At 70.7% G+C, this 21920-nt stretch carries 18 protein-coding genes; 5 read left to right on the forward strand and 13 right to left on the reverse strand.

The features are described 5' to 3' along the window. Positions 1–240 precede the first annotated feature (240 nt). Positions 241–2694: a DNA topoisomerase (ATP-hydrolyzing) subunit A gene (locus ACI2LY_RS07790; RefSeq protein WP_404706361.1), complete on the forward strand. Its 2454-nt coding sequence runs from the start codon at positions 241–243 to the stop codon at positions 2692–2694. Positions 2695–2717: 23 nt separating this feature from the next. Here the strand turns inward: ACI2LY_RS07790 and ACI2LY_RS07795 are convergent, their stop codons facing one another. Further along, on the reverse strand, positions 2718–3755 hold the full coding sequence (locus tag ACI2LY_RS07795; protein ID WP_404706362.1) for a CobW family GTP-binding protein: 1038 nt from the start codon (positions 3753–3755) through the stop codon (positions 2718–2720). A gap of 124 nt (positions 3756–3879) precedes the next feature. On the opposite strand from ACI2LY_RS07795, the gene ACI2LY_RS07800 reads away from it, so the two are divergent. Then, the gene (locus ACI2LY_RS07800; protein ID WP_404706363.1) at positions 3880–4821 is read left to right on the forward strand and encodes a sucrase ferredoxin; all 942 of its coding nucleotides are present in this window, start codon (positions 3880–3882) and stop codon (positions 4819–4821) included. 37 nt (positions 4822–4858) lie between these two features. Next, positions 4859–6505 (forward strand): ATP-binding protein, encoded by a 1647-nt coding sequence (locus ACI2LY_RS07805; RefSeq protein ID WP_404706364.1) that lies wholly within the window; start codon positions 4859–4861, stop codon positions 6503–6505. Positions 6506–6526: 21 nt separating this feature from the next. Here ACI2LY_RS07805 and ACI2LY_RS07810 read toward each other — a convergent pair whose 3' ends face one another. Genes ACI2LY_RS07810 through ACI2LY_RS07820 form a run of 3 tightly spaced genes read right to left on the reverse strand, consistent with a single transcriptional unit; the run spans position 6527 to position 9305 of the window. Continuing rightward, positions 6527–7576 carry an ABC transporter substrate-binding protein gene (locus ACI2LY_RS07810; protein WP_404706365.1) on the reverse strand — a complete coding sequence of 350 codons (1050 nt, stop codon included), beginning with the start codon at positions 7574–7576 and terminating at the stop codon, positions 6527–6529. Positions 7577–7618: 42 nt separating this feature from the next. Beyond that, positions 7619–8500: an ABC transporter permease gene (locus ACI2LY_RS07815; protein WP_404706366.1), complete on the reverse strand. Its 882-nt coding sequence runs from the start codon at positions 8498–8500 to the stop codon at positions 7619–7621. Next, positions 8490–9305: an ABC transporter ATP-binding protein gene (locus tag ACI2LY_RS07820; protein WP_404706367.1), complete on the reverse strand. Its 816-nt coding sequence runs from the start codon at positions 9303–9305 to the stop codon at positions 8490–8492. Before ACI2LY_RS07820 ends, ACI2LY_RS07815 begins: the two co-directional genes overlap by 11 nt. A gap of 157 nt (positions 9306–9462) precedes the next feature. Here ACI2LY_RS07820 and ACI2LY_RS07825 point away from each other — a divergent pair, with 157 nt between their 5' ends. Beyond that, positions 9463–10155, forward strand: coding sequence for a response regulator (locus ACI2LY_RS07825; RefSeq protein ID WP_404706368.1), 693 nt, complete (start codon positions 9463–9465; stop codon positions 10153–10155). Positions 10156–10179: 24 nt separating this feature from the next. On the opposite strand, the gene ACI2LY_RS07830 is transcribed toward ACI2LY_RS07825, so the two are convergent. The 6 genes from ACI2LY_RS07830 to ACI2LY_RS07855 form a co-directional block, all read right to left on the reverse strand. Then, complete coding sequence (locus ACI2LY_RS07830; RefSeq protein WP_404706369.1) at positions 10180–11772, reverse strand: cation acetate symporter; 1593 nt, start codon at positions 11770–11772, stop codon at positions 10180–10182. After that, a complete protein-coding gene (locus ACI2LY_RS07835; protein ID WP_404706370.1) occupies positions 11769–12323 on the reverse strand; it encodes a DUF485 domain-containing protein in 555 nt (184 codons plus the stop codon). The genes ACI2LY_RS07830 and ACI2LY_RS07835 overlap by 4 nt, the downstream gene beginning before the upstream one ends. 69 nt (positions 12324–12392) lie before the next feature. Further along, complete coding sequence (locus ACI2LY_RS07840) at positions 12393–13079, reverse strand: response regulator (protein WP_404706371.1); 687 nt, start codon at positions 13077–13079, stop codon at positions 12393–12395. Then, the gene (locus ACI2LY_RS07845; RefSeq protein WP_404706372.1) at positions 13076–14227 is read right to left on the reverse strand and encodes a sensor histidine kinase; all 1152 of its coding nucleotides are present in this window, start codon (positions 14225–14227) and stop codon (positions 13076–13078) included. The genes ACI2LY_RS07840 and ACI2LY_RS07845 overlap by 4 nt, the downstream gene beginning before the upstream one ends. Beyond that, on the reverse strand, positions 14224–14772 hold the full coding sequence (locus tag ACI2LY_RS07850; RefSeq protein ID WP_404706373.1) for a DUF1453 domain-containing protein: 549 nt from the start codon (positions 14770–14772) through the stop codon (positions 14224–14226). Before ACI2LY_RS07850 ends, ACI2LY_RS07845 begins: the two co-directional genes overlap by 4 nt. 251 nt (positions 14773–15023) lie before the next feature. Then, entirely contained in the window at positions 15024–17147 is a 2124-nt protein-coding gene (locus ACI2LY_RS07855; protein WP_404706374.1) for a type IIA DNA topoisomerase subunit B, read from the reverse strand. Between the two features lie 440 nt (positions 17148–17587). On the opposite strand from ACI2LY_RS07855, the gene ACI2LY_RS07860 reads away from it, so the two are divergent. After that, the gene (locus ACI2LY_RS07860) at positions 17588–17818 is read left to right on the forward strand and encodes a hypothetical protein (protein ID WP_389006167.1); all 231 of its coding nucleotides are present in this window, start codon (positions 17588–17590) and stop codon (positions 17816–17818) included. Between the two features lie 112 nt (positions 17819–17930). Here the strand turns inward: ACI2LY_RS07860 and ACI2LY_RS07865 are convergent, their stop codons facing one another. The 3 genes from ACI2LY_RS07865 to ACI2LY_RS07875 all read right to left on the reverse strand — a co-directional run bounded on the left by ACI2LY_RS07865 (position 17931) and on the right by ACI2LY_RS07875 (position 21805). After that, positions 17931–18836, reverse strand: coding sequence for a serine protease (locus ACI2LY_RS07865; RefSeq protein ID WP_404706375.1), 906 nt, complete (start codon positions 18834–18836; stop codon positions 17931–17933). A 122-nt stretch (positions 18837–18958) separates the two neighbouring features. After that, positions 18959–20482: an RNA polymerase sigma factor gene (locus ACI2LY_RS07870; protein ID WP_404706376.1), complete on the reverse strand. Its 1524-nt coding sequence runs from the start codon at positions 20480–20482 to the stop codon at positions 18959–18961. 435 nt (positions 20483–20917) lie between these two features. Continuing rightward, positions 20918–21805, reverse strand: a complete 888-nt coding sequence (locus ACI2LY_RS07875) for a FadR/GntR family transcriptional regulator (protein ID WP_404706377.1) — start codon at positions 21803–21805, stop codon at positions 20918–20920. Between the last annotated feature and the right edge of the window lie 115 nt (positions 21806–21920).

Genomic DNA, 21920 nt, shown 5'->3' on the forward strand with positions numbered 1-21920 from the left:
ACCGCGCGAGGGCCCGGCGGAGTTCCCGCCCGACGTACGCCCACAGCGGATCGACTAGCCTGCGTCAGGCGTGCTCATGGCGAGCGCGGTCCCCGGCCGGTGTACGGCGGCGGACCGCGGGACCGCCGAGCACCGGGGGCGGACCCGTACGGACCGGGTCGCGGCCCTCGTTGTCAGTGCCCCGGTCCACAATGGTCCGCGTCCGATCCGTCCCACGCCTTCAGCAAGGAGCCGGCAGCGATGGCCCGCCGCAGCACGAAGACCCCGCCGCCCGACGACGCGTTCGAGGAGAAGATCCTCGACATCGACGTCGTGGACGAGATGCGTGGCTCCTACCTCGAATACGCGTACTCGGTCATCTACTCGCGCGCCCTGCCGGACGCCCGGGACGGACTGAAGCCGGTGCACCGCCGCATCGTCTACCAGATGAACGAGATGGGCCTGCGCCCCGAGCGCGCCTACGTGAAGTGCGCCCGCGTGGTCGGCGAGGTCATGGGCAAGCTGCACCCGCACGGCGACGCGTCGATCTACGACGCGCTGGTCCGCATGGCGCAGCCCTTCTCGATGCGCGTCCCGCTGGTCGACGGCCACGGCAACTTCGGCTCCCTGGGCAACGACGACCCGCCGGCCGCCATGCGGTACACCGAGTGCCGGATGGCCGCGGCGGCGAGCCTGATGACCGAGTCCATCGACGAGGACACGGTCGACTTCACGCCGAACTACGACGGCCAGGAGCAGGAGCCGGTCGCGCTCCCCGCCGCCTTCCCGAACCTGCTGGTCAACGGCTCCTCCGGCATCGCGGTCGGCATGGCGACGAACATGCCGCCGCACAACCTGCGCGAGGTCATCGCGGCCGCCCGCCACCTGATCAGGCACCCGAACGCGGACCTGGACGCCCTGATGCGGCACGTCCCGGGCCCCGACCTGCCCACCGGCGGCCGGATCGTCGGCCTGGACGGCATCCGGGACGCGTACGCGAACGGCCGGGGCTCCTTCAAGATGCGCGCCACGGTCGCCATCGAGGCGGTGACCGCCCGCCGCAAGGGGCTGGTCGTCACCGAACTGCCCTTCGCGGTGGGCCCGGAGAAGGTCATCGCCAAGATCAAGGACCTGGTCAACGCCAAGAAGGTCCAGGGCATCGCGGACGTCAAGGACCTCACCGACCGCGAGCACGGCCTGCGCCTGGTCATCGAGATCAAGAACGGCTTCGTGCCGGAGGCGATCCTGGAGCAGCTCTACAAGCTGACGCCCATGGAGGAGTCCTTCGGCATCAACAACGTGGCCCTGGTGGACGGTCAGCCGCTCACCCTGGGCCTCAAGGAGCTGCTGGAGGTCTATCTCGACCACCGCTTCGAGGTCGTGCGGCGGCGCAGCGAGTTCCGCCGCACCAAGCGCCGCGACCGGCTGCACCTGGTCGAGGGCCTGCTGACCGCGCTCGTCGACATCGACGAGGTCATCCGGGTCATCCGGTCCAGCGAGAACTCCGCGCAGGCCAAGGAGCGCCTGATGGAGCGCTACGGACTGAGCGACATCCAGACGCAGTACATCCTCGACACGCCGCTGCGCCGCCTCACCAAGTACGACCGGATCGAGCTGGAGGCGGAGAAGGACCGGCTCAACCAGGAGATCGAGGAGCTGACCCGCATCCTGGAGTCGGACGCGGAGCTGCGCAAGCTGGTCTCGGGCGAACTGGCCGACGTGGCCAAGAAGTTCGGCTCCGACCGGCGTACGGTCCTGCTGGAGTCGACGGCCTCCCAGGTGGCCACGGTGCCGCTCCAGGTGGCCGACGACCCGTGCCGGGTGCTGCTGTCCTCGACCGCCCTGCTGGCCCGTACGACCGGCGCCGAGCCCGTCCCGCGGGAAGGCGGACGGGCCAAGCACGACGTGATCGTCTCCTCGGTCCCGGCGACCGCACGCGGTGAGATCGGCGCGGTCACGTCGAGCGGACGCCTGCTGCGGATCAACGTGGTCGACCTGCCCCAGCTACCGGACACGGCGACCGCGCCGAACCTGTCCGGCGGGGCGCCGCTCGCGGAGTTCGTGGCCCTGGAGGGCGACGAGACAGTGGTCTGTCTGACCACGCTGGACGAGTCCTCGCCCGGCCTGGCGATCGGCACCGCGCAGGGCGTGGTCAAGCGTGTGCTGCCCGACTACCCGTCCCACAAGGACGAGTTGGAGGTCATCACCCTCAGGGAGGGTGACCGGATCGTCGGCGCGGTGGAGCTGCGCACCGGCGAGGAGGACCTGGTGTTCATCACCGACGACGCCCACCTGCTGCGCTACCAGGCGGGCCAGGTGCGCCAGCAGGGCCGTGCGGCGGGCGGTGTGGCGGGCATCAAGGTCACCGAGGGCGCGAAGGTGATCTCGTTCACGGCGGTCGATCCGGTCGCCGACGCGGTGGTGTTCACGGTGGCGGGCTCGCGGGGCACGCTGGACGACTCGGTGCAGACGACGGCCAAACTGACCCCGTTCGACCAGTTCCCGCGCAAGGGCCGGGCCACGGGCGGCGTGCGCTGCCAGCGCTTCCTGAAGGGCGAGGACTGCCTCGCACTGGCCTGGGCGGGCCCGGTACCGGCCAAGGCGGCGCAGAAGACCGGCCTGCCGGTGGAGCTGCCGGAGCTGGACCCGCGCCGCGACGGCTCGGGCACCTCGCTGCCGAAGACGGTGTCGGTGGTGGCGGGGCCGGTGTTCTAGCGGGTCCGGGGTTCCAGCGGTCTCTACGGTGTGCCGGGCTCGTCCTCGGAGCCCGGCACATAACGCAGGACGCCCCACATGGCCTGCTCGTCGTCCGCGGCGGCGCCCCGGCACGCGTCCAGCTCCTTGCCGAGGGCGTCGGCGTCGATGCCGGTGCCGATCAGCACGAGCTGGGTGAGGTGCTCGGCGCCGGGCGGCCAGGGCTCGGGCCGGAAGCGCAGGAAGCGGCCCACCGCGTGCACGGCGTACCGGTTGCCGGGGTCGTGGGCACCGAAGTCCACGTATCCCTTGATCCGGTACAGCCCCTCCGGCCTGCCATCCAGGAAGCCCATCAGGGCGCGGGGGTCCAGGGGCGCGTCGGAGACGAAGGACAGGGTGTCGTAGCCGGAGTGCAGGTGGGCGCTGCCGTCATCGTGGCCGTGCAGGTCGTCGAAGGTGAGCTGGCCGACGCGCTCCTCGCCGGGACGGCAGTCGAAGAGGAACTCCGGGTCGACACGGCCGTAGGTGGCGGGGAGTACGGCGCCCTCGGTGAGTTCGTGGACCAGACCGAGGACGCGGTCGGCGTCGGGTGCCCGGTCGAGCTTGTTGACCACGACGAGGTCGGCGAGGGCGAGATGCCGGTCGATCTCGGGGTGCCGGGCGCGGGTGTCGTCGAACTCGGCGGCGTCGACGACCTCGACGAGCCCGCCGTACATGATCTCCGGCTGCTCACTGGCCAGCACCATCCGCACCAGCTCCTGCGGCTCGGCGAGCCCGCTGGCCTCGATGACGATGACGTCGATCCCGGCCCCGGGAGCGGCGAGCTTCGCCAGGTACGTGTCCAGCTCACTCGCGTCGACCGCACAGCACAGGCAGCCGTTGCCGAGCGAGACGGTCGAGTCCCCGAGCGCCCCGGCGACAGCCATCGCGTCGATCTCGATGGACCCGAAGTCGTTGACGACGGCCCCGATCCGGCTGCCCCCACTGCGGTGCAGCAGATGGTTGAGCAGCGTCGTCTTCCCCGACCCCAGGAATCCGGCGAGCACGACCACCGGAATCTGCGGACCACGGCTGTTCGGCAACGAGGGACACCTTTCCCGGCGGACGGACTTCGACCTGGCCAGGATACGAGGACGCGTCACCCTCCCGGCCGCAGTGGACCCTCTGGTCACTCAGGCACCCCCGAGTCAGGTTAGGCTCACCTTTGTGAGTAGGTGTGCGACCGTCTCCCGGAGCCTCGACGAGCCCGTTTCCGGTACGGCGGCCATGGCGACGACATGGCTGCTGCTGGAACAGCCGGGCCCCTGGGGCGCGAAAGCGCTGACCGCGAGCCATCTGGACCCCGTGCTGGGCCGCGCCCTGGAGGCCGCCGCCCAGGACACCGGGGTACGGGTGGCGCTGATCCGGCGCCCCGGCAGACACGCCGACCCCGGCACACCGCCCGTACGGCAGGTGTATGTCGCCCACACAGTTCCCGGAAACGTGTGGCTGTACGGCACCACCACACGCGATCCGCGCCAACTCCTCGGCCTGGACTTCGCCGCCCTGGGCGCGGGCGACCCCCGCTCCTTCACGTCGGTGCTCGGCGGGCGCCCGGAGACCGGTGACCCGCTCGCGCTGGTGTGCACCAACGGCAAGCGCGACCGCTGCTGCGCCCTGCTGGGCCGCCCGCTGGCCGCAGAACTGACCGCGTCCGACGTACCCGGCGTCTGGGAGGTCACCCATCTGGGTGGTCATCGCTTCGCCCCCACGGTGCTCGTGCTGCCGTACGGCTACGCGTACGCCCGCGCCGAGGCGCACACGGTCAAGGAGGCCCTGTACCGCGCCCAGGACGGGCAGGTGCTGCTGGAGGACTGCCGGGGCCGCTCCGCCTGGGACCGCCCCGGCCAGGCCGCCGAACTGGCCGTACGGTCGGCGACGGCCGAGTACACCGCCGACGCGCTGCACGTCGTCCGCACCGAGGGCGCCGCACCTCGCTGGGAGGTCACCGTCGCCCATGCCGACGGCCGGGGCTGGCGGGTGACCGTGGCCCAGACCGCCGCGCTGCCGCCGCGCCCGGAGAGCTGCGGGGTGGACGTGCTGGGCACCCCCGCGCGGATGGACGTGGTGAGCGTGGAGGCCCTGCACACGGCGGCCCTGGCGGGCTGACCGCCGCCTCGGCCGACGGGCCGCGTACCGTCTCCGCATGCCTCCCACTCCCCCGGCCCGCCGTCCGCGACTCGGTCTGCCCAGGCGGGCGTTCGCGCAGGTGCTGCTCACCCAGGTGACGATCGCGGCCGGGGTCGCGGTCCTGGCGACCGGGCTCTTCCTGGCGCCGCTCAGCGGACAGCTGGACCAGGAGGCGATGCGCCGCGCGCTGGTCATCGCGCAGACCACCGCCCAGGACCCGGCGATAGCCGAGGGCGTCCGGAGCACGCGGCCCACCCCGGACGGGCCGGTGCAGCGGGAGGCCGAGCGGATCAGGCGGGCCACGCACGCCGAGTACATCGTCGTGATGGACGCGCGGGGCGTGCGCTGGTCCCACCCGACCGCCGCGGAGATCGGCCGCCGCGTCTCCACCGACCCCAGCAGCGCGCTGGCGGGCCGCCAGGTGATGGAGATCGACCGGGGCACGCTGGGCCGCTCCGCACGCGGCAAGGTGCCGCTGTACGACGCCGGGCACCGGATCGTCGGCGCGGTCTCGGTGGGCATCGCGTACGACAGTGTGCGCGCCGGGCTGCTCGGCGCGATCCCCGGCCTGCTGGCGTACGCCGGGGGCGCGCTGGCGGTGGGCGCGCTGGCCGCCTGGCTGATCTCCCGCCGGGTGCACCGGCAGACCCGTGACCTGGCCTTCTCCGACATCTCGGCGCTGCTCGCGGAGCGCGAGGCGATGCTGCACGGCATCCGGGAGGGCGTGGTCGCCCTGGACCGGAGCGGCCGGATACGGCTGCTCAACGACGAGGCGGCCCGGTTGCTCGGCATCGGGGACGAGTCGGTCGGGCGGTCGCCGGACGAGGCGCTCGGCGCGGGCCGTACGACGGACGTGCTGGCCGGGCGGGTGACCGGCACCGATCTGCTGACCGTGCGCGGCCCACGGGTGCTGGTCGCCAACCGGATGCCCACCGAGGACGGCGGCGCGGTGGCCACCCTGCGCGACCGCACCGAGCTGGAGCGCCTCGGCCGTGAACTCGACTCCACGCACGGCCTGATCGACGCCCTGCGCGCCCAGGACCACGAGCACGCCAACCGTATGCACACCCTGCTCGGCCTGCTGGAGCTGGAGATGTACGACGAGGCGGCCGAGTTCATCGGGGAGCTGGTCGGGGAGCACCGGGCGACGGCCGAGCAGGTCACGGAGCGGATCGAGGACCCGTTGCTGGCCGCGCTGCTGGTGGGCAAGGCGACCGTCGCCGCCGAGCGCGGGGTGGCGCTGCGGCTGTCGGAGGAGACCTGGCTGCCGGACCGGCTGATCGACCCGCGCGGTCTGGTCACGGTGGTGGGCAACCTCGTGGACAACGCCCTGGACGCCGTCGCGGGCACCCCGCACGCGCGCGTGGAGGCCGAGTTGCGCACCGAGGGCCGCACGGTGGTGCTGCGGGTACGGGACACCGGTCCTGGCGTGCCGGAGGAGCAGCGGGAGTCGGTCTTCACCGCGGGCTGGTCCACCAAGGAGCCGCCCGCGCACGGCAAGCGCGGCATCGGCCTGTCGCTGGTACGGCGCCTGGCCGAACGCCAGGGCGGCTCGGCCACGGTGGGCGCCGCGGCGGGCGGCGGCGCCGAGTTCACGGTGGTGCTGCCGGACGCGCTGGGCGAGCCGGTGCCCTCGGGCACGGAAGAGGCGCGGAGGCACTAGGCACCCCGCGCCCCTGAACGGCTACTTGGCGGCCTTCTTCGCGAACTCGGTGGTGTACGTCTTGTCGAGGTCGACGTCGGCGTTCTTGATGTTGGGGCTGAACGCCTTGAGCACCTTCTCGACGGTCTCCGGTCCCCGCGCGGGCATGATGCCGTCCTTGGTGAACATCGGCAGGGTGCTCTTGATGGCGGCCGCGTAGAGCTTCTCGTCGCCCTGGGAGTAGTCGGACGGCATCTTGGCCGCGATCTCGTCGGCGCTGTGGGTGGACATCCAGTTCAGCGTCTTGACGAACGCGTTGACGAGCTTCTGGACGGTGTCCTTGTGCCCGTCGACCCAGTCCGTGTTCATGTACAGGCTGGACGAGGGGTACGGCCCGCCGAGCGCTTCCTGCGAGCCCTCGGGGGTGCGCATGTCGATGAGGACGCGGCCGGCCTTCTTGGCCAGGATCGTGGCGACGGTCGGGTCGGTGGTCATGCCCCCGTCGATGGAGCCCTTCTGCAGGGCCGCGATGAACGTCGGCCCGGCGCCCACGGCGACCGGGCTGAACTGGTTCACCTGGACGCCGTGCTTGACCGCGAGGTACTTGGTGAGGAAGTCGGTCGACGAACCGAGCCCGGTGACACCGAGCTTGCGGTCCTTGAAGTCGGCGGGCGAGTGGATGTCGTCCGTCTTCTTCGCGGACACCACCTCCACCTCGCCGGGCGCGTGCGAGAACTGCACGACGGACTCGACCGACTTGCCCTTCACCTGGAGGTCGAGGGTGTGGTCGTAGAAGCCGACGGCGCCCTGGACCTGGCCGGAGACGAGCGCGGTCTCCGCCTGGGCCCCGGCGGGCTCGGTCAGCAGCTCCACGTTCAGGCCCTCGGCGTCGAAGTAGCCGAGCCGCTGGGTGAGCATGGCGGGCAGGTAGATGACCTTGTCGAGACCACCGACCATGATCTTGACCTTGGTGCCCTTGCCGCCGCCCCCGGAACCCCCGTGGCTGGCCACCTCGTTGGCGCAGGCGGTCAGGGAGGTCAGAGTGAGCAGACAGGCGGTGCTGAGCGTGGCGAATCTGGTGCGTTTGCGCATGGCGGGTCACGTCCTTGGAGCGGTACGGGTGCGGGGCGGGGTTCAGTGCTCGGAGTTCGACGACTTCCAGCGGAAGACCCGGCGCTCGGCGAAGGTCAGCAGCCCCTCGGCGAGGAGCGCCACGACCGCGAGGATCACCATCGCGGCGTACACACCCGCGGAGTTGAGGGTGCCCTGCGACTGGGCGACGAGCAGGCCGATGCCTCGGGTGGCGCCGATGTACTCGCCCACGATGGCGCCGATGAGCGCGAAGCCGAAGCTGACGTGCAGGCTGGTGAAGATCCAGGAGGTGGCCGAGGGGATGACGACCTGGAGGGTGACCTGTCGGTCGGTGGCGCCGAGGATGCGGGCGTTGGCGACCAGGTCGCGGTTGACCTCGCGGGCGCCCTGGAAGGCGTTGAAGAACACCGGGAAGAACACCAGGACCACGGCCGAGGCGATCTTGGAGGCGGGTCCGAGGCCGAACCAGATCAGGAAGATCGGGGCGAGCACGATCCTCGGGATGGAGTTCAGCACCTTGATGTAGGGCCCGAACAGGTCGGCGAGGAAGGCGACCCGGCCGAGCGCGATCCCGAGGACGACACCGGCCACGACGCCGATGACCCAGCCGAGGAGTGCCTCGTAGAGCGTGTACCAGATCTGTTCGCCCAGGGAGCCGAGGGCGGTGCCGTGCAGCACCCAGGACGTGATCTGGTCCCAGATCTCGGAGGGCATCGAGAAGTTGAACGGGTCGATGACCTCGGCGCGGGACAGTGCCTCCCAGAGGCCGAGCACGACCACCAGCAGCAGCACCCGGGCCACCACCACGATCACCCGGCGCCTGCGGGCGGCCTGCGCCCGCGAACGGGACGGAGACGAGGACGGGGCCGTGGCCTGTGGCTTGGCGGTGTCGACGGGCGGCGGGGTCACGGTCTCAGGCGACATCGGCGGCACCTCGCTCACGGGTGATGCGGACCTCTTCACCGAGGGACTCCCAGATCTCGCGGTAGATCTCGATGAACTTGGGCTCCAGCCGGATCGACTCGACCTTGCGCGGCCGGGGCAGGTCGATGGTGAACACCTGCTTGACCGTCGCGGGCCCGGCGGTCATCACGACCACCTTGTCGGCCAGCGCGATCGACTCCTCCAGGTCGTGGGTGACGAAGACGACCGAGGCGCCGGTGCCCTCCCACAGCTCCAGCAGCTCGTCCGACATCAGGGCCCGGGTCTGCACGTCGAGCGCGGAGAACGGCTCGTCCATCAGCAGGATCTCGGGGTCGTTGACGAAGGTCGCGGCGAGGGCGACCCGCTTGCGCTGGCCGCCGGACAGCTGGTGCGGATACCGGTCCTCGAACGCGGCGAGCCCGACGCGGGCCAGCCACTCACGGGCCTTCTGCTTAGCCTCCGCCTTCGGCACGCCCCGGAAGCGGGGGCCCGCCATCACATTGGACAGCACCGTGCGCCAGGGGAAGGTGGCGTCCTGCTGGAAGACGAAGCCGACCCGGTCGCCGACGCCGTCGACCGGCCGCCCGGCCACCAGCACCTCGCCCTCGGTGGGCTCCTCCAGGCCGCTGACCAGGGTCAGTGTGGTGGACTTGCCGCAGCCGGTCGGACCTACGACGGCGACGAACTCGCCGCGCTCCACGGTGAGGTCCAGGCCGCGCACCGCGGTGTGCGGATCACCGGAAGGGGTTCTGAATATCTTGCTCGCGCCCCTCAGCTCGATGGCGGGGCTGGTGTCTGCGCTCATGCCCCGGGACGGTAGGCGCGGGGCCGCTCCGGCAGCAGTCTTGTGCGCGCAACCCCTTCTTTTGCTCGCAAGAGGCTGTTGTGCTCGTTTTGCTCACGCTACAACTGCGGAGCCGAAACATGGGCTTAACGCTCGCCGGCCTTAAGGGAGAGGCCCGATGATTGACGTGCTGGTCGTGGACGACGACTTCCGTGTCGCCGAGATCAACGCCAGGTATGTGGCCAAGGTTCCCGGCTTCCGGGTGGCCGCCCGCGCCCACAACGCCGCCCAGGCGCTGGCCACCGTCGAACGCGGCGGTGTCGATCTGGTGCTGCTGGACCACTATCTGCCGGACCGGACCGGCCTCGAACTCGTCCACCGCATGCGCCAGCAGGGCCACGGCACCGACGTCATCATGATCACGGCGGCCGGTGATGTGACGACCGTGCAGCAGGCGATGCGACTCGGCGCCCTGCACTACCTGGTGAAGCCCTTCACCTTCAACGCGCTACGCGGCCGCCTCGACTCCTACGCCGCCCTGCGCCGCACCGTCGAACGGGTGGGCGGCGGCGGGGTGACCGGCCAGGAGCAGGTAGACCGCATCTTCGGCGCCCTGCGCACGGCCCCCGCGCCGTCCGTTCCCGGGCTGCCGAGCGGCCATACGGAGCCGACCTCCGACCTGATCTGCGGTGTCCTGCACGGCGCGGAGCAACCCTTGTCGGCCCACGAGGTGGCGTCCCGCACGGGCCTGAGCCGCTCCACCGCCCAGCGCTATCTACGCCACCTGGAACAGGCGGGCCGCCTGCGCCTGTCCCTGAGATACGGCGACACCGGGCGGCCCGAGCACCGGTATGCCTGGGTGGCGCCGTGACGTCACCCAGGACGGGTGTCTGCCTTATACGGCTCCGGCTCCGGTCAGTGAACGCACCTCGGTCTCCGCGAACTTGGCCTCGTCCGGCACCTCGTCCGAGGTGACCGTGCCCAGCCAGCCCGAGAGGAAGCCGAGCGGGATGGAGACGATGCCCGGATTCTGGAGCGGGAAGTACTGGAAGTCGACGCCGGGGAACAGCGAGCCGGGGCTCCCCGACACCACCGGCGACAGCAGCACCAGGATCACCGCGGGGATCAGCCCGCCGTACACGGCCCAGACCGCACCGCGGGTGGTGAAGTTCCGCCAGAACAGCGAGTACAGCAGCGTCGGGAGGTTCGCGGAGGCGGCCACGGCGAAGGCCAGGCCGACCAGGAAGGCCACGTTGAGATTGCGGGCCAGCAGCCCGAGCGCGATCGCCACGATCCCGATGACGGCCGCCGCGACCCGCGCCACCGCCACCTCACGGCGCGGGGTGCTGGGCGTACGCCGGAGGGACGCGTACAGGTCATGGGCCACGGACGCCGAGGAGGCGAGCGTGATCCCGGCGACCACCGCGAGGATCGTGGCGAAGGCGACGGCGGCCACGACCGCGAACAGCACGGTGCCCCCCGTGGAGGAGGCCCCGCCGCCCAGGTCGAGCGCGAGCAGCGGGATCGCCGTGTTCCCGGCCGCGTTGGACCGGCGCAGCGCGTCGGCGCCCACCACGGCGGTCGCCCCGAAGCCGAGGACGATCGTCATCAGGTAGAAGCTGCCGATGAGCCCGATCGACCACACCGTGGAACGCCGGGCGGCCCGCGCGGTCGGCACCGTGTAGAAGCGGGACAGGATGTGCGGCAGACCCGCCGTGCCCAGCACCAGCGCCAGGCCCAGGCTGATGAAGTCCATCCGGGCGGTCCAGTCCCCGCCGTACTTCAGCCCCGGCGCGAGGAACGACGCCCCGTGCCCACTGCGCTCGGCCGCCGTCAGCAGCAGCTGATTGATGTCCCCGTGGAACCGCACCAGGACGAGCACGGTCATCACGATCGTCCCGACCAGCATCAGGACGGCCTTCACGATCTGGATCCAGGTGGTCGCCCGCATCCCGCCCAGCGACACGTAGATCACCATGAGCGCCCCGACCCCGATGACCGTCCACGCCTGCGCGGCCCCGCCGGAGCCCCCGAGCAGCAACGCCACCAGGCTTCCGGCGCCCACCATCTGCGCGACCAGGTACATCACGGACACGGTGACCGAGGACGCGCCGGTGGCGATCCGCACCGGCCGCTCGCTCATCCGCGCGGCGACCACGTCGGCGAGCGTGAACCGGCCGCAGTTCCGCACCAGTTCGGCCGCGAGGAACAGCACGACCAGCCAGGCCACGAGGAATCCGACGCCGTACAGGAGCCCGTCGTACCCGTACAGCGCGATGAGCCCGGTCACGCCGAGGAAGGAGGCGGCCGAGAGGTAGTCGCCGGAGATGGCGAACCCGTTCTCCAGCGGGGTGAACAGGCGCCCACCGGCATAGAACTCCTCCGCCGACCCATGTCTGCGACGGCTCACCCAGGTGGTGATGCCCAGCGTCACGGCCACGAACGCGCTGAACAGGACCAGCGCCAGCAGCTGGTGGTGGCCGGTCACGAGGTGCCTCCCTGGATGCCACGGGTCAGCTCCTGGGTGTCCCAGCGCAGTTCCAGCGCGGGCCGGTCACGCCGCAGCCGTGCGTGCCGGGCGTAGGCCCAGGTGAGCAGGAAGGTACTGAGGAACTGCCCCAGCCCGGCGAGCATCCCCACGTTCACCGCCCCTATGACGGGCCGCGCCATCAGACCGGGCGCTGCCGTCGCGGTGACCACGTATCCCACGTACCAGCAGAGGAAGGCGGCGACTCCGGGCACCACGAACCTCCGGTACCGGCTGCGCACCTCCTGGAACGCCTCGCTCTGCTGCACCGCGAGATACACGTCGCGGGCACGAGCCGCCGCCATCTCCCGCTCGCCCTCACCGCGCGGGTGCGGCACGGTCGGCGCGGGCATCCCCGCCCCGTCCAGTTCGCTCCAGTCGGCGGTCAGCGTGTCGTGCCAAGGGTCCTCGTGCCGCACATCGCGGGAAGTCACGCCCTGCTCTTCCTCGTTGTCGGCCGAACTCCCCGGACCGTCCCCGGTACCGAAATGTCGGCCGTTGCTTGACTGCATACCCAAGGATGGACAGATCGGGAAGATCCCCGACACATCTTCCCGTACCACTTCACCCCATTAGGTGAGTCACTCCCCCCTCGGCCGCACCAGGCCCTTCGCATACGCGTAACGCACCGCCTGCGCACGGTCCTTGAGGCCCGTCTTGGCGAAGAGGTTGTTGATGTGTGTCTTCACCGTGGCGGTGGAGACGTGCAACTGGCGGGCGATCTCCTGGTTGGTGAGCCCCTCGCCGATCAGCACCAGCACCTCGCTCTCGCGGGCGGTCAGCCCGTCGGGAGGCTCCGGCGGTGCCGTCGTCCGCACCTCGGCCTCGGACAGCCTTTCCAGCAACCGGAGTTGGATGCCGGGCGCCAGCCCCGCCTCCCCCGACAGCACGCTGTGCACCGCGCGCACGATCTCCTCGCCGCCCGCGTCCTTGGTCAAGTAACCCCGCGCTCCGGCGCGCAGCGCGGCGAACAGGGACTCGTCGTCCGCGAACGTCGTCAGCACCACCACCTGGGTGCCCGGATACCCGGTCCGGATACGGCGGGTGGCCTCCACCCCGTCACAACGGGGCATCCGCAGGTCCATCAGCACCACGTCCGGGGCCAGTTCGCCGACCAGGCGCACCGCTTCCTCGCCGTCCCCCGCCGCGCCGACCACCTCGAGGCCGGGCAACAGTCCGAGCAGCATCACGATGCCTTCCCGCACCACCGTCTGGTCGTCGACGACCACCACCCGCGCGGGCTTCCGCTCCCCCTCCGGCGCCGTCATACCGGCACCTTCAACGTCACCACGAACCCCTCCTCGTCCGGCCCCGCGTCCAGCGAGCCACCCAGCAGCTCGGCGCGCTCCCGCATGCCCAGCAGACCGTACCCGCCGCCGGAGGCGGCCAGTTCGCCCGGACGACCGCCCTTGTCCCGCACATCGAGGGTCACTTGGTGCTCGCTGTAGTCGAGCCGGACCCGCACCTTCGCGCCCTGGGCGTGCTTACGGACGTTCGTCATCGCTTCCTGCGCCACCCGGCGCACGGCCTGGGACGCCTCGGCGGGCAGGGCCCTGCGCTCACCCGTGACGGTGACCTCGCCACCGTCCGCCGTGCTGACGAGGTCCGTCAGGAACTCCTCCAGCGGCGTCAGTTCACCGCGCAGCGCGGACAGGGCCTGTCGGGTCTCGGCGAGGCCGTCGCGGGCCATTCCCCGCGCGGCCACCACCCGCTCCAGCACCTGTTCACGGCTCGCGTCCCGCTCCAGCAGCAGCCGGGCCGCCTCCAGGTGCACCAGCTGCGCCGAGAGGCTGTGGGCCAGCACGTCGTGGATCTCCCGCGCTATCCGCGCCCGCTCGGTCAGCGCGGCCGACTCCGCTTCCGCCGCCCGCGCGGCCCGCTCCTGGGCGAGCAGCCGCTGTGCGTTGCCCCGCGCCTCCGAGTCCAGCCGCGTGACGTATCCGGCCAGCGCCAGCCCGGCCACGGTGGAAGCGGCGGTGAGCCACACGTCGCTGTTGCAGACCGCGTACGACGCCAGGGCGACCGAGGTCACCGGTACCGCCGCCGCGAGGGGCAGCCGCTCCAGGGCGAGGATGCCGCAGCCACACCAGAACACCAGGGCGGGGCCCCCGAAACCCGTCATCCGAGCGGCGACCGCCAGGGTCAGGAGCACGGCGAGGAGCGCCAGGGACGGCAGCAGCCGGTGCGCGTAGGTGGTGCGGAAGTAGCCCCACGCCGCGCCGGAGGCGAGCAGCACGCCCGCCACGGCGGCGGCTTCTCCCCACGCGGGGACGTGGTCCTGTCGGAGGGCGGCCCACAGCAGGAGCCCGAACAGCACCACTCTGATGGCCTGGGCCAGCAGACGCCTGGGGCGGCTGACGCCCTCCCGGCTGAGCGCCTCGCGCGAGGGCCAGCGTGTCCAGGAGTTCTCGTTCACACCCGCTCCTTCCGCGCCGGTCGTACGGCCGGGGCTGCCGGTGCCGTCGGCGTTCCGCCACCGTATGTCGGCGCCGGGCCGGGCGAGGAGGCCAGCAGCCGCGCCCGCTGGGCGGTGATGCCGCCGCGGACCAGCAGAGTCGCGGCGAGGCCCAGCATCAGGGCGGCGCTGTCCTGCTGGACGCCGATCGCGTACCCGAGGCCGAAGAGGGCGCCGCGCAGAGCTATTCCGCCGACCCAGACGAGGGCGCTTGCTTTGGTGCTGCGGCTCCACACGATCCCGTCAGGCGCACGCCAGATCCGGGTGGTCCACGCCCAGCCCGCACCGGTGGCCAGGCCGACCACCACTTCCGCGGCGAGCAGCCCGAAGGACTCGATGCGGTGGTGGGCGTCGAGTATGCCGGGTTCGCGCAGCGCCACGACCACGAGGATCGCGGGCGCCAGCCACCAACGCCGCTCGGCGTCGATGGCGTGGGTGCGGAACTGCCTGGCGATCACCAGAACGGCGACGGCCACGATCACCAACACGTCGACGAACCCGGACATCCGAGCCTCCGTGTACAAGAGGGGTGTCGGAGGCGGTCGCTCCCGACACCCTCGAAATTACGGAAATCCGCAGGCCACGGGATCGGACCCGGGGTGGATCACGGGTGGATCTCCACGGCCCGGACTTCTCCACCCACGGGTGGAGAGGTCTCGGGGTGAACCCTGAGCACAGGCAACGAAAACGGGAGCACCGGCCGAGGCCAGCACTCCCGTCCCCCCACGCGCACCCGGTCAAAGCCGAGCGCACACGGCTACGCGTCGATCCGCGACCGGTCCAGCGTCGCCGCCGAGCTGGAGATGAACTCCTTGCGCGGCGCCACGTCGTTGCCCATCAGTAGGTCGAAGACCTGCTCGGCGGCCTCGAGGTCCGCGAGGTTGATCCGGCGCAGGGTGCGGTGGCGCGGGTCCATCGTGGTCTCCGCCAGCTGGTCGGCGTCCATCTCACCGAGGCCCTTGTAGCGCTGGATGGAGTCCTTGTACCGGACGCCCTTGCGCTGGAACTCCATGAGCGTGTCCCGCAGCTCACGGTCCGAGTACGTGTAGACGTACTTGTCCTGGCCCTTCTTCGGCTGGACCAGCTCGATGCGGTGCAGCGGGGGCACTGCGGCGAAGACCCGGCCCGCCTCGACCATGGGCCGCATGTACCGCTGGAACAGCGTGAGCAGCAGACAGCGGATGTGGGAGCCGTCCACATCGGCGTCGGTCATCATGATGATCTTGCCGTAGCGGGCGGCGTCGATGTCGAAGGTGCGGCCCGAGCCCGCTCCTATGACCTGGATGATGGCGCCGCACTCGGCGTTCTTGAGCATGTCGGTCACGGACGAGCGCTGCACGTTGAGGATCTTGCCCCGGATGGGCAGCAGCGCCTGGAACTCGGAGTTCCGGGCCAGCTTGGCCGTACCGAGCGCGGAGTCACCCTCGACGATGAACAGCTCGCTGCGGTCGACGTCGTCGCTGCGGCAATCGGCGAGCTTGGCGGGCAGGGACGAGGATTCCAGGGCGGTCTTGCGCCGCTGGGCGTCCTTGTGCTGGCGGGCGGCCACCCGGGTGCGGGCGGCGGCGACCACCTTCTCCATGACCGTGCGGGCCTGTGCGGCGTCGTCCCGCTTGGTGGAGGTGAGGAACGCCTTGAGTTCCCGGGCGATCACGGTGGAGACGATGCGGCGGGCCGCCGAGGTGCCGAGCACCTCCTTGGTCTGGCCCTCGAACTGCGGCTCGGCCAGGCGGACCGTGACGACCGCGGTCAGGCCCTCCATGGCGTCGTCCTTGACGACGTCGTCCTCGGCGACGCGCAGCATCTTCTTGGCGCGCAGCACCTCGTTCATCGTCTTGGTGACCGCCTGCTCGAAGCCGGCCACGTGGGTGCCGCCCTTGGGGGTGGCGATGATGTTGACGAAGGACTTCAGGTTGGTGTCGTAGCCCGTGCCCCAGCGCATCGCCACGTCGACGCCCAGTTCGCGGGTGACCTCGGTGGGCGTCATCTGGCCGTGGTCGTCGAGGACCGGGACGGTCTCCTTGAAGGTGCCCTGGCCCGAGAAGCGGAGCGTGTCGCAGACCGGCTTGTCGGTGGCCAGGTACTCGCAGAACTCACTGATGCCGCCGTCGAAGCGGAAGGATTCCTCGCCCTTGCTGCCGCCGTCGCCGAGGCCCATCTCGTCGCGCACGACGATGGTGAGGCCGGGTACCAGGAACGCGGTCTGCCTCGCCCGCTGGTGCAGGTGGTCCAGGGAGAGCTTGGCGTCCTTGAGGAAGATCTGCCGGTCGGCCCAGTAGCGCACGCGCGTGCCGGTGCGGTTCTTCGGGATCTTCTTGGTCTTGACCAGGCCGGTCCCGGCCTCGAACTTGGCCTCGGCGCCGCCCTTGGCGAAGGCGCCCGGAACACCGCGGCGGAAGCTGATGGCGTGGGTGTTCCCGCCGCGGTCCACCTCGACGTCGAGCCGGGAGGAGAGCGCGTTCACCACGGAGGCGCCGACGCCGTGCAGGCCGCCGGAGGCCGCGTAGGAGCCGCCGCCGAACTTTCCACCGGCGTGCAGCTTGGTCATGACGACCTCGACGCCGGAGAGGCCGGTCTTGGGCTCGACGTCCACGGGGATGCCGCGGCCGTTGTCCCGGACCTCGACGGAGCCGTCGTCGTGGAGGATCACCTCGATGCGGTCGCAGTAACCGCCGAGGGCCTCGTCCACGGAGTTGTCGATGATCTCCCAGAGGCAGTGCATCAGGCCGCGGCTGTCGGTCGAGCCGATGTACATGCCCGGACGTTTGCGCACGGCTTCGAGGCCCTCAAGGACGAGCAGGTGCCGCGCGGTGTAGTTGGAACCGTCCCGGTCAGCTCCTGCCAGCAGCGCTGTGGACGGCACGGACGTATCGGCGGTCACGCGGTTCGCTCCTCGCTGAATTTCAGATGGGCCCCTGGTGGGTAAGGGGCCGGCTTCGGTCGCCGCGTAGAGGGTACCGATGCCTGGTAGAGCTGGTGTAACGCCACCCTCGGCGGGAAACTCAGACTAGCCGAGGGTCGTACGGACGTTCGATCCCTCGATGGAGTGAAGCACACATCACGTTCCCTTCGAGGCATGAACCATTTAGGCTCCGGGCACGTCCTCATCAACAACCGGCAACCCAGCCGGGAGGACCGACCCCCGAAGACCGCGCGAAACCGTAAGCACCAGACCACGCGCTACGGCACATTCGCCGCCAACCGGCAACAGCCAGCCATCCGGAAAGAAATTTTCGACGGAAAGCCACGAGCGGGAACGATTTCGGCCTGGTTGGATGTTGACCCTGGTACGACAGCTCGTCGAGCTAGAGAAGAGGCGACGTGACTACTGTTCTGACCCCCGCGAGCCCGCTGACGGCCGCCGATCGCTGCGACCGCTGCGGCGCCCAGGCATACCTGCGCGTCGTCCTGCTGAGCGGCGGAGAACTGCTCTTCTGTGCCCACCACGGGCGCAAGTTCGAGCCGGAACTCAAGAAGATCGCCGCTGAGATACAGGACGAGACGGAACGGCTGGTTTCCGTTCCCGGCAACGCTGCCACCGAAGAGCGCTGAATCTCGCACCCAACCGACGAGCCAGCCCCGGCATCAGGCCGGTGAACGGGCGGCTGCTTCCCCGCAGAAGCAGCCGCCCGTACTCATGCCCGAAAGGGCCCCGCAGGCCCTCTCAGGGGCGCCTGGGGGCCTCCTGGGGCCCTTCCGCAGCGGACCCCTCCGTGGCGGACGCTTCCGTGGCGGCCCCTTCCGCGCCGGGCACCAGCGTGCGGACGACCTCTGACACCCGGGTGTAGACGCCGGGACTCGCCGGCTGTCCGCAGCCGCTCCCCCAGGACACCAGCCCGATCAGCCGCCCCCCGGCGACCAGCGGGCCGCCGCTGTCGCCCTGGCAGGCGTCCGGTCCTCCCGCCGCCTCTCCCGCGCAGAGCATGGAGGCGGGGCGGTAGGTGCCGTTCCGGCCGCCCGGATACGCGCGGGCGCAGAGGTCGTCGGCCAGCACATGGACCCGCGCGGCGCGCAGACGGGTCGTATAGGCGCCCTCGCCGCTCGTGTCGCCCCAGCCCGAGACCAGGGCTTCCGCGCCGGGCGCGTACCCCGGGTCACCGGCCGCCGCCATGGGCACGACGGCGCTCGTCGGCACCGGCTCGGCGAGTGTGAGGACGGCATAGTCCCCCGCGTTGGTGGCGGGGTCGTACTCCGGGTTGACCTTCACGTCCCGCACGGCTGTCTCCTGGCCGTCGGTGGCCAGCAGGTCGGTGCGTCCGGCGATGACCTTCAGGTCGTGCAGCCGGTTCGGGGGCGTGCCCAGGACGTCGTCGGCGACGCAGTGGGCGGCGGTGAGGACGGTGGTCGGGGCGATCGCCACCCCGCCGCAGAACTGGCCCGCCCGGCTACCCCCGAACCGGTCACGGCTGGAGAGGGCCACCGTCCACGGGGCCTGGGAGACATCAATCGGAAAGCCGCCGACCACGACACCGTCGGCGGCGGCCGAAGCAGCTCCGATCAGGGGTATCGCGGTCAGCGTGGCCGCCAGGGCGAGCGGCCGGATCAGTGCCCGGACAACGGAACGGCGCATGCGGACTCCTCACTCAGGGTGCTTCCGGAACACCCAGAGTCATCCAGCGCACGGTGGCCCGCAGCACGAAGGCCCGGCTCCCACGAGGGGAGACGGGCCTTCGGCGGGCGAACCGGCGCGGTCTAGTCGAGGTAGTCCCGCAGCACCTGGGAACGCGAGGGGTGGCGCAGCTTGGACATGGTCTTCGACTCGATCTGGCGGATGCGCTCACGCGTCACGCCGTAGACCTTGCCGATCTCGTCGAGGGTCTTCGGCTGACCGTCGGTGAGACCGAAGCGCATCGAGACGACACCGGCCTCGCGCTCGGAGAGGGTGTCGAGGACCGAGTGCAGCTGCTCCTGGAGGAGCGTGAAGCTGACGGCGTCGGCCGGGACGACGGCCTCGGAGTCCTCGATGAGGTCACCGAACTCGCTGTCGCCGTCCTCGCCCAGCGGGGTGTGCAGCGAGATGGGCTCGCGGCCGTACTTCTGGACCTCGACGACCTTCTCCGGGGTCATGTCGAGTTCCTTGGCCAGCTCCTCCGGGGTGGGCTCGCGGCCCAGGTCCTGGAGCATCTGGCGCTGCACGCGCGCGAGCTTGTTGATGACCTCGACCATGTGCACCGGGATACGGATGGTGCGCGCCTGGTCGGCCATCGCGCGGGTGATCGCCTGACGAATCCACCAGGTGGCATACGTGGAGAACTTGTAGCCCTTGGTGTAGTCGAACTTCTCGACCGCGCGGATCAGACCGAGGTTGCCCTCCTGGATGAGGTCCAGGAAGAGCATGCCGCGGCCGGTGTAGCGCTTGGCCAGGGAGACCACCAGACGGAGGTTGGCCTCCAGCAGGTGGTTCTTGGCGCGGCGGCCGTCCTCGGCGATGATCTCCAGCTCGCGCTTGAGCTTCGGGGCGAGCTTGTCGGAGTTGGCGAGCTTGTCCTCGGCGAACAGACCGGCCTCGATGCGCTTGGCCAGCTCGACTTCCTGCTCGGCGTTGAGCAGGGGGACCTTGCCGATCTGCTTCAGGTAGTCCTTGACCGGGTCGGCGGTGGCGCCGGCCGCGGCGACCTGCTGCGCGGGCGCGTCGTCCTCGTCGTCGTCCGACAGCACGAAGCCCGCGGCCTCGGTGCCCTCGGGCTCGTCGGCGGACTTGGTCTCCTCGACGGCCTCGTCCTCGAGAAGCTCGGCGTCGTCCTTCTTGGCGCCGGTCTTCTTGGCCGCCGTCTTCTTGGCCGTGGTCTTCTTCGCGGCCGTCTTCTTGGCCGTGGTCTTCTTGGCAGCGGCCTTCGGGGCGGCGACGTCGTCGGACTCGTCACCCGCGGCGGCGGACGCGGCCGGGGCGGCCGTGGCCTTCCGGGTGGTCACCGTCTTCGCCGCGACCGTCTTGGTGGCGGTGCGCTTGGCCGGACTCTTCGCTGCGACGCTCTTGCGGGTGCGCTTGGGCTCTGCGGCACTGACCATCAGCGTCACACCCTCTTCCTCAAGGATCTGGTTGAGGCTGCGCAGTACGTTCTTCCACTGAGTGGCCGGAATCTGGTCAGCTTCGAAGGCCCGACGCACATCGTCGCCGGCGATCTGCCCCTCAGCCTTTCCCCGCTCAATGAGCGCCATGACAGAGACGGACTCGGCGATCTCCGGCGGGAGCGTACGGGATGTGCTGGCCGACACGAACAACCTCTCGGAACGTTGGAAAGCGGCTTTCGGCCCCGTCCGACATGGACAGGAACCGACCACCGGCCTGGGGATGGGCCGACGGCGCGGGCGGGGCCGGGAAGAGACACAGCGCCTGGCACGGCGTCCGTATTCCCTTCGCGGCTGTTCACCTCTTAGGTCATCGCGCTGTTTCCGGGAGCGTTACGCCCAATCCGCGTGGCCCGAGTCACACCCTGTCAACAGGCAAACGCGATCAGATGTGAACGAAGCGGTCCGCCACCAAGTCCGTCTTGATCACTTTGCCGGTCCGGGCGGCCCGTCGCACCGCCGGACTCGGCCGGAATTCCGACGGTCCGGTCGAGTCCGGCGACGGCGGGACCCCGGTCACGGTGCCGCCATCTCGATCACTGGGGCGCGCCGCGCGGGCGGGCGCGCCGTCCGCGTTCGCCGTCAGTGCTCACGCGGAGCGGGAACCACGCGCTCCACCTCGGGCTGGACCACGAGCAGCTGCCGCATGGCCCCCTCGGCCACGGCGCCGTCGCCGCTGCCGAGCCCGTCCACGATCCGCGCGTGCTGTGCAACGGACGCCTCGGTCGGCCGCTCGCATCCCGTGGCGGGACCGCCGGAGACCTGGAGGGCGGCGGAGACGATCCCGGACAGGTGCTCCAGCATCCGGTTGCCCGCGACCTGGATGAGCAGTGCGTGGAACTCGGAGTCGGCACGCGAGAAGGTCAGCGCGTCACCCTGGGCGAGGGCGTGGCTCATGATCTCGACCAGGTCGACGAGGCGCTGCTGCACGTCCTCCCGGCCGTGACCGGCGGCGAGGCGGGCGGCGAGGGGCTCGATCGTCCAGCGCAGCTCGTTCAGCTCGCGGCGCTGGTCGTCGCGCTGCGGGCCGAAGGCGCGCCATTCGATGATGTCCGGGTCGAGCAGGTTCCAGTCGCTCACCGGGCGCACGCGGGTGCCCACATTCGGGCGGGCGCTGACGAGGCCCTTGGCCTCCAGGACGCGGAGGGACTCACGCACGACGGTGCGGGAGACCTCGAAACGCTGGCCGATCTCCTCCGGCACCAGCGGGCGGTCGGCTCCCAGGTCTCCGGAGACGATCATCTGACCCAGCTGCTGGACGAGCTGGCCGTGCAGTCCGCGCCCGCGGCTGCCCGCGGCGCGTCGGCCCACGCGGCCCAGGTCGGAATCGGCGCCCTCCCAGGCGGGCGCCGCCACGCGGTCGGCCATCGGGGCCTCGGCGTAGGGGTAGCGGTCGAGTTCGCCCGGTCCGGCGAGGCCGGAGTCGGCGGAGCGGGCGGCGGTCATCATGGTGTGCGCAAAGGTACTCACGCATCATTTGTCGGCGCTGCCTCCAACTGCCTTGAGGGCTTTGGTGAAAAGCACACGAAAGGGTGATCGCTCACCCCGTCGCAATTGACGCCTTATCGGAAATAAACGGGCTTTC

Origin of the sequence: Streptomyces sp. NPDC002176 (assembly GCF_044903645.1) — a bacterium.
Classification (GTDB): domain Bacteria; phylum Actinomycetota; class Actinomycetes; order Streptomycetales; family Streptomycetaceae; genus Streptomyces.

Excerpts from the sequence above, each read along its gene's own strand:
- ACI2LY_RS07815 (WP_404706366.1), bottom strand. The coding sequence starts at position 8,500 with ATGTCGCCTGAGACCGTGACCCCGCCGCCCGTCGACACCGCCAAGCCA.
- ACI2LY_RS07810 (WP_404706365.1), bottom strand. The coding sequence starts at position 7,576 with ATGCGCAAACGCACCAGATTCGCCACGCTCAGCACCGCCTGTCTGCTC.
- ACI2LY_RS07865 (WP_404706375.1), bottom strand. The coding sequence starts at position 18,836 with ATGCGCCGTTCCGTTGTCCGGGCACTGATCCGGCCGCTCGCCCTGGCG.
- ACI2LY_RS07850 (WP_404706373.1), bottom strand. The coding sequence starts at position 14,772 with ATGTCCGGGTTCGTCGACGTGTTGGTGATCGTGGCCGTCGCCGTTCTG.
- ACI2LY_RS07825 (WP_404706368.1), top strand. The coding sequence starts at position 9,463 with ATGATTGACGTGCTGGTCGTGGACGACGACTTCCGTGTCGCCGAGATC.
- ACI2LY_RS07835 (WP_404706370.1), bottom strand. The coding sequence starts at position 12,323 with ATGCAGTCAAGCAACGGCCGACATTTCGGTACCGGGGACGGTCCGGGG.
- ACI2LY_RS07840 (WP_404706371.1), bottom strand. The coding sequence starts at position 13,079 with ATGACGGCGCCGGAGGGGGAGCGGAAGCCCGCGCGGGTGGTGGTCGTC.
- ACI2LY_RS07805 (WP_404706364.1), top strand. The coding sequence starts at position 4,859 with ATGCCTCCCACTCCCCCGGCCCGCCGTCCGCGACTCGGTCTGCCCAGG.
- ACI2LY_RS07820 (WP_404706367.1), bottom strand. The coding sequence starts at position 9,305 with ATGAGCGCAGACACCAGCCCCGCCATCGAGCTGAGGGGCGCGAGCAAG.
- ACI2LY_RS07790 (WP_404706361.1), top strand. The coding sequence starts at position 241 with ATGGCCCGCCGCAGCACGAAGACCCCGCCGCCCGACGACGCGTTCGAG.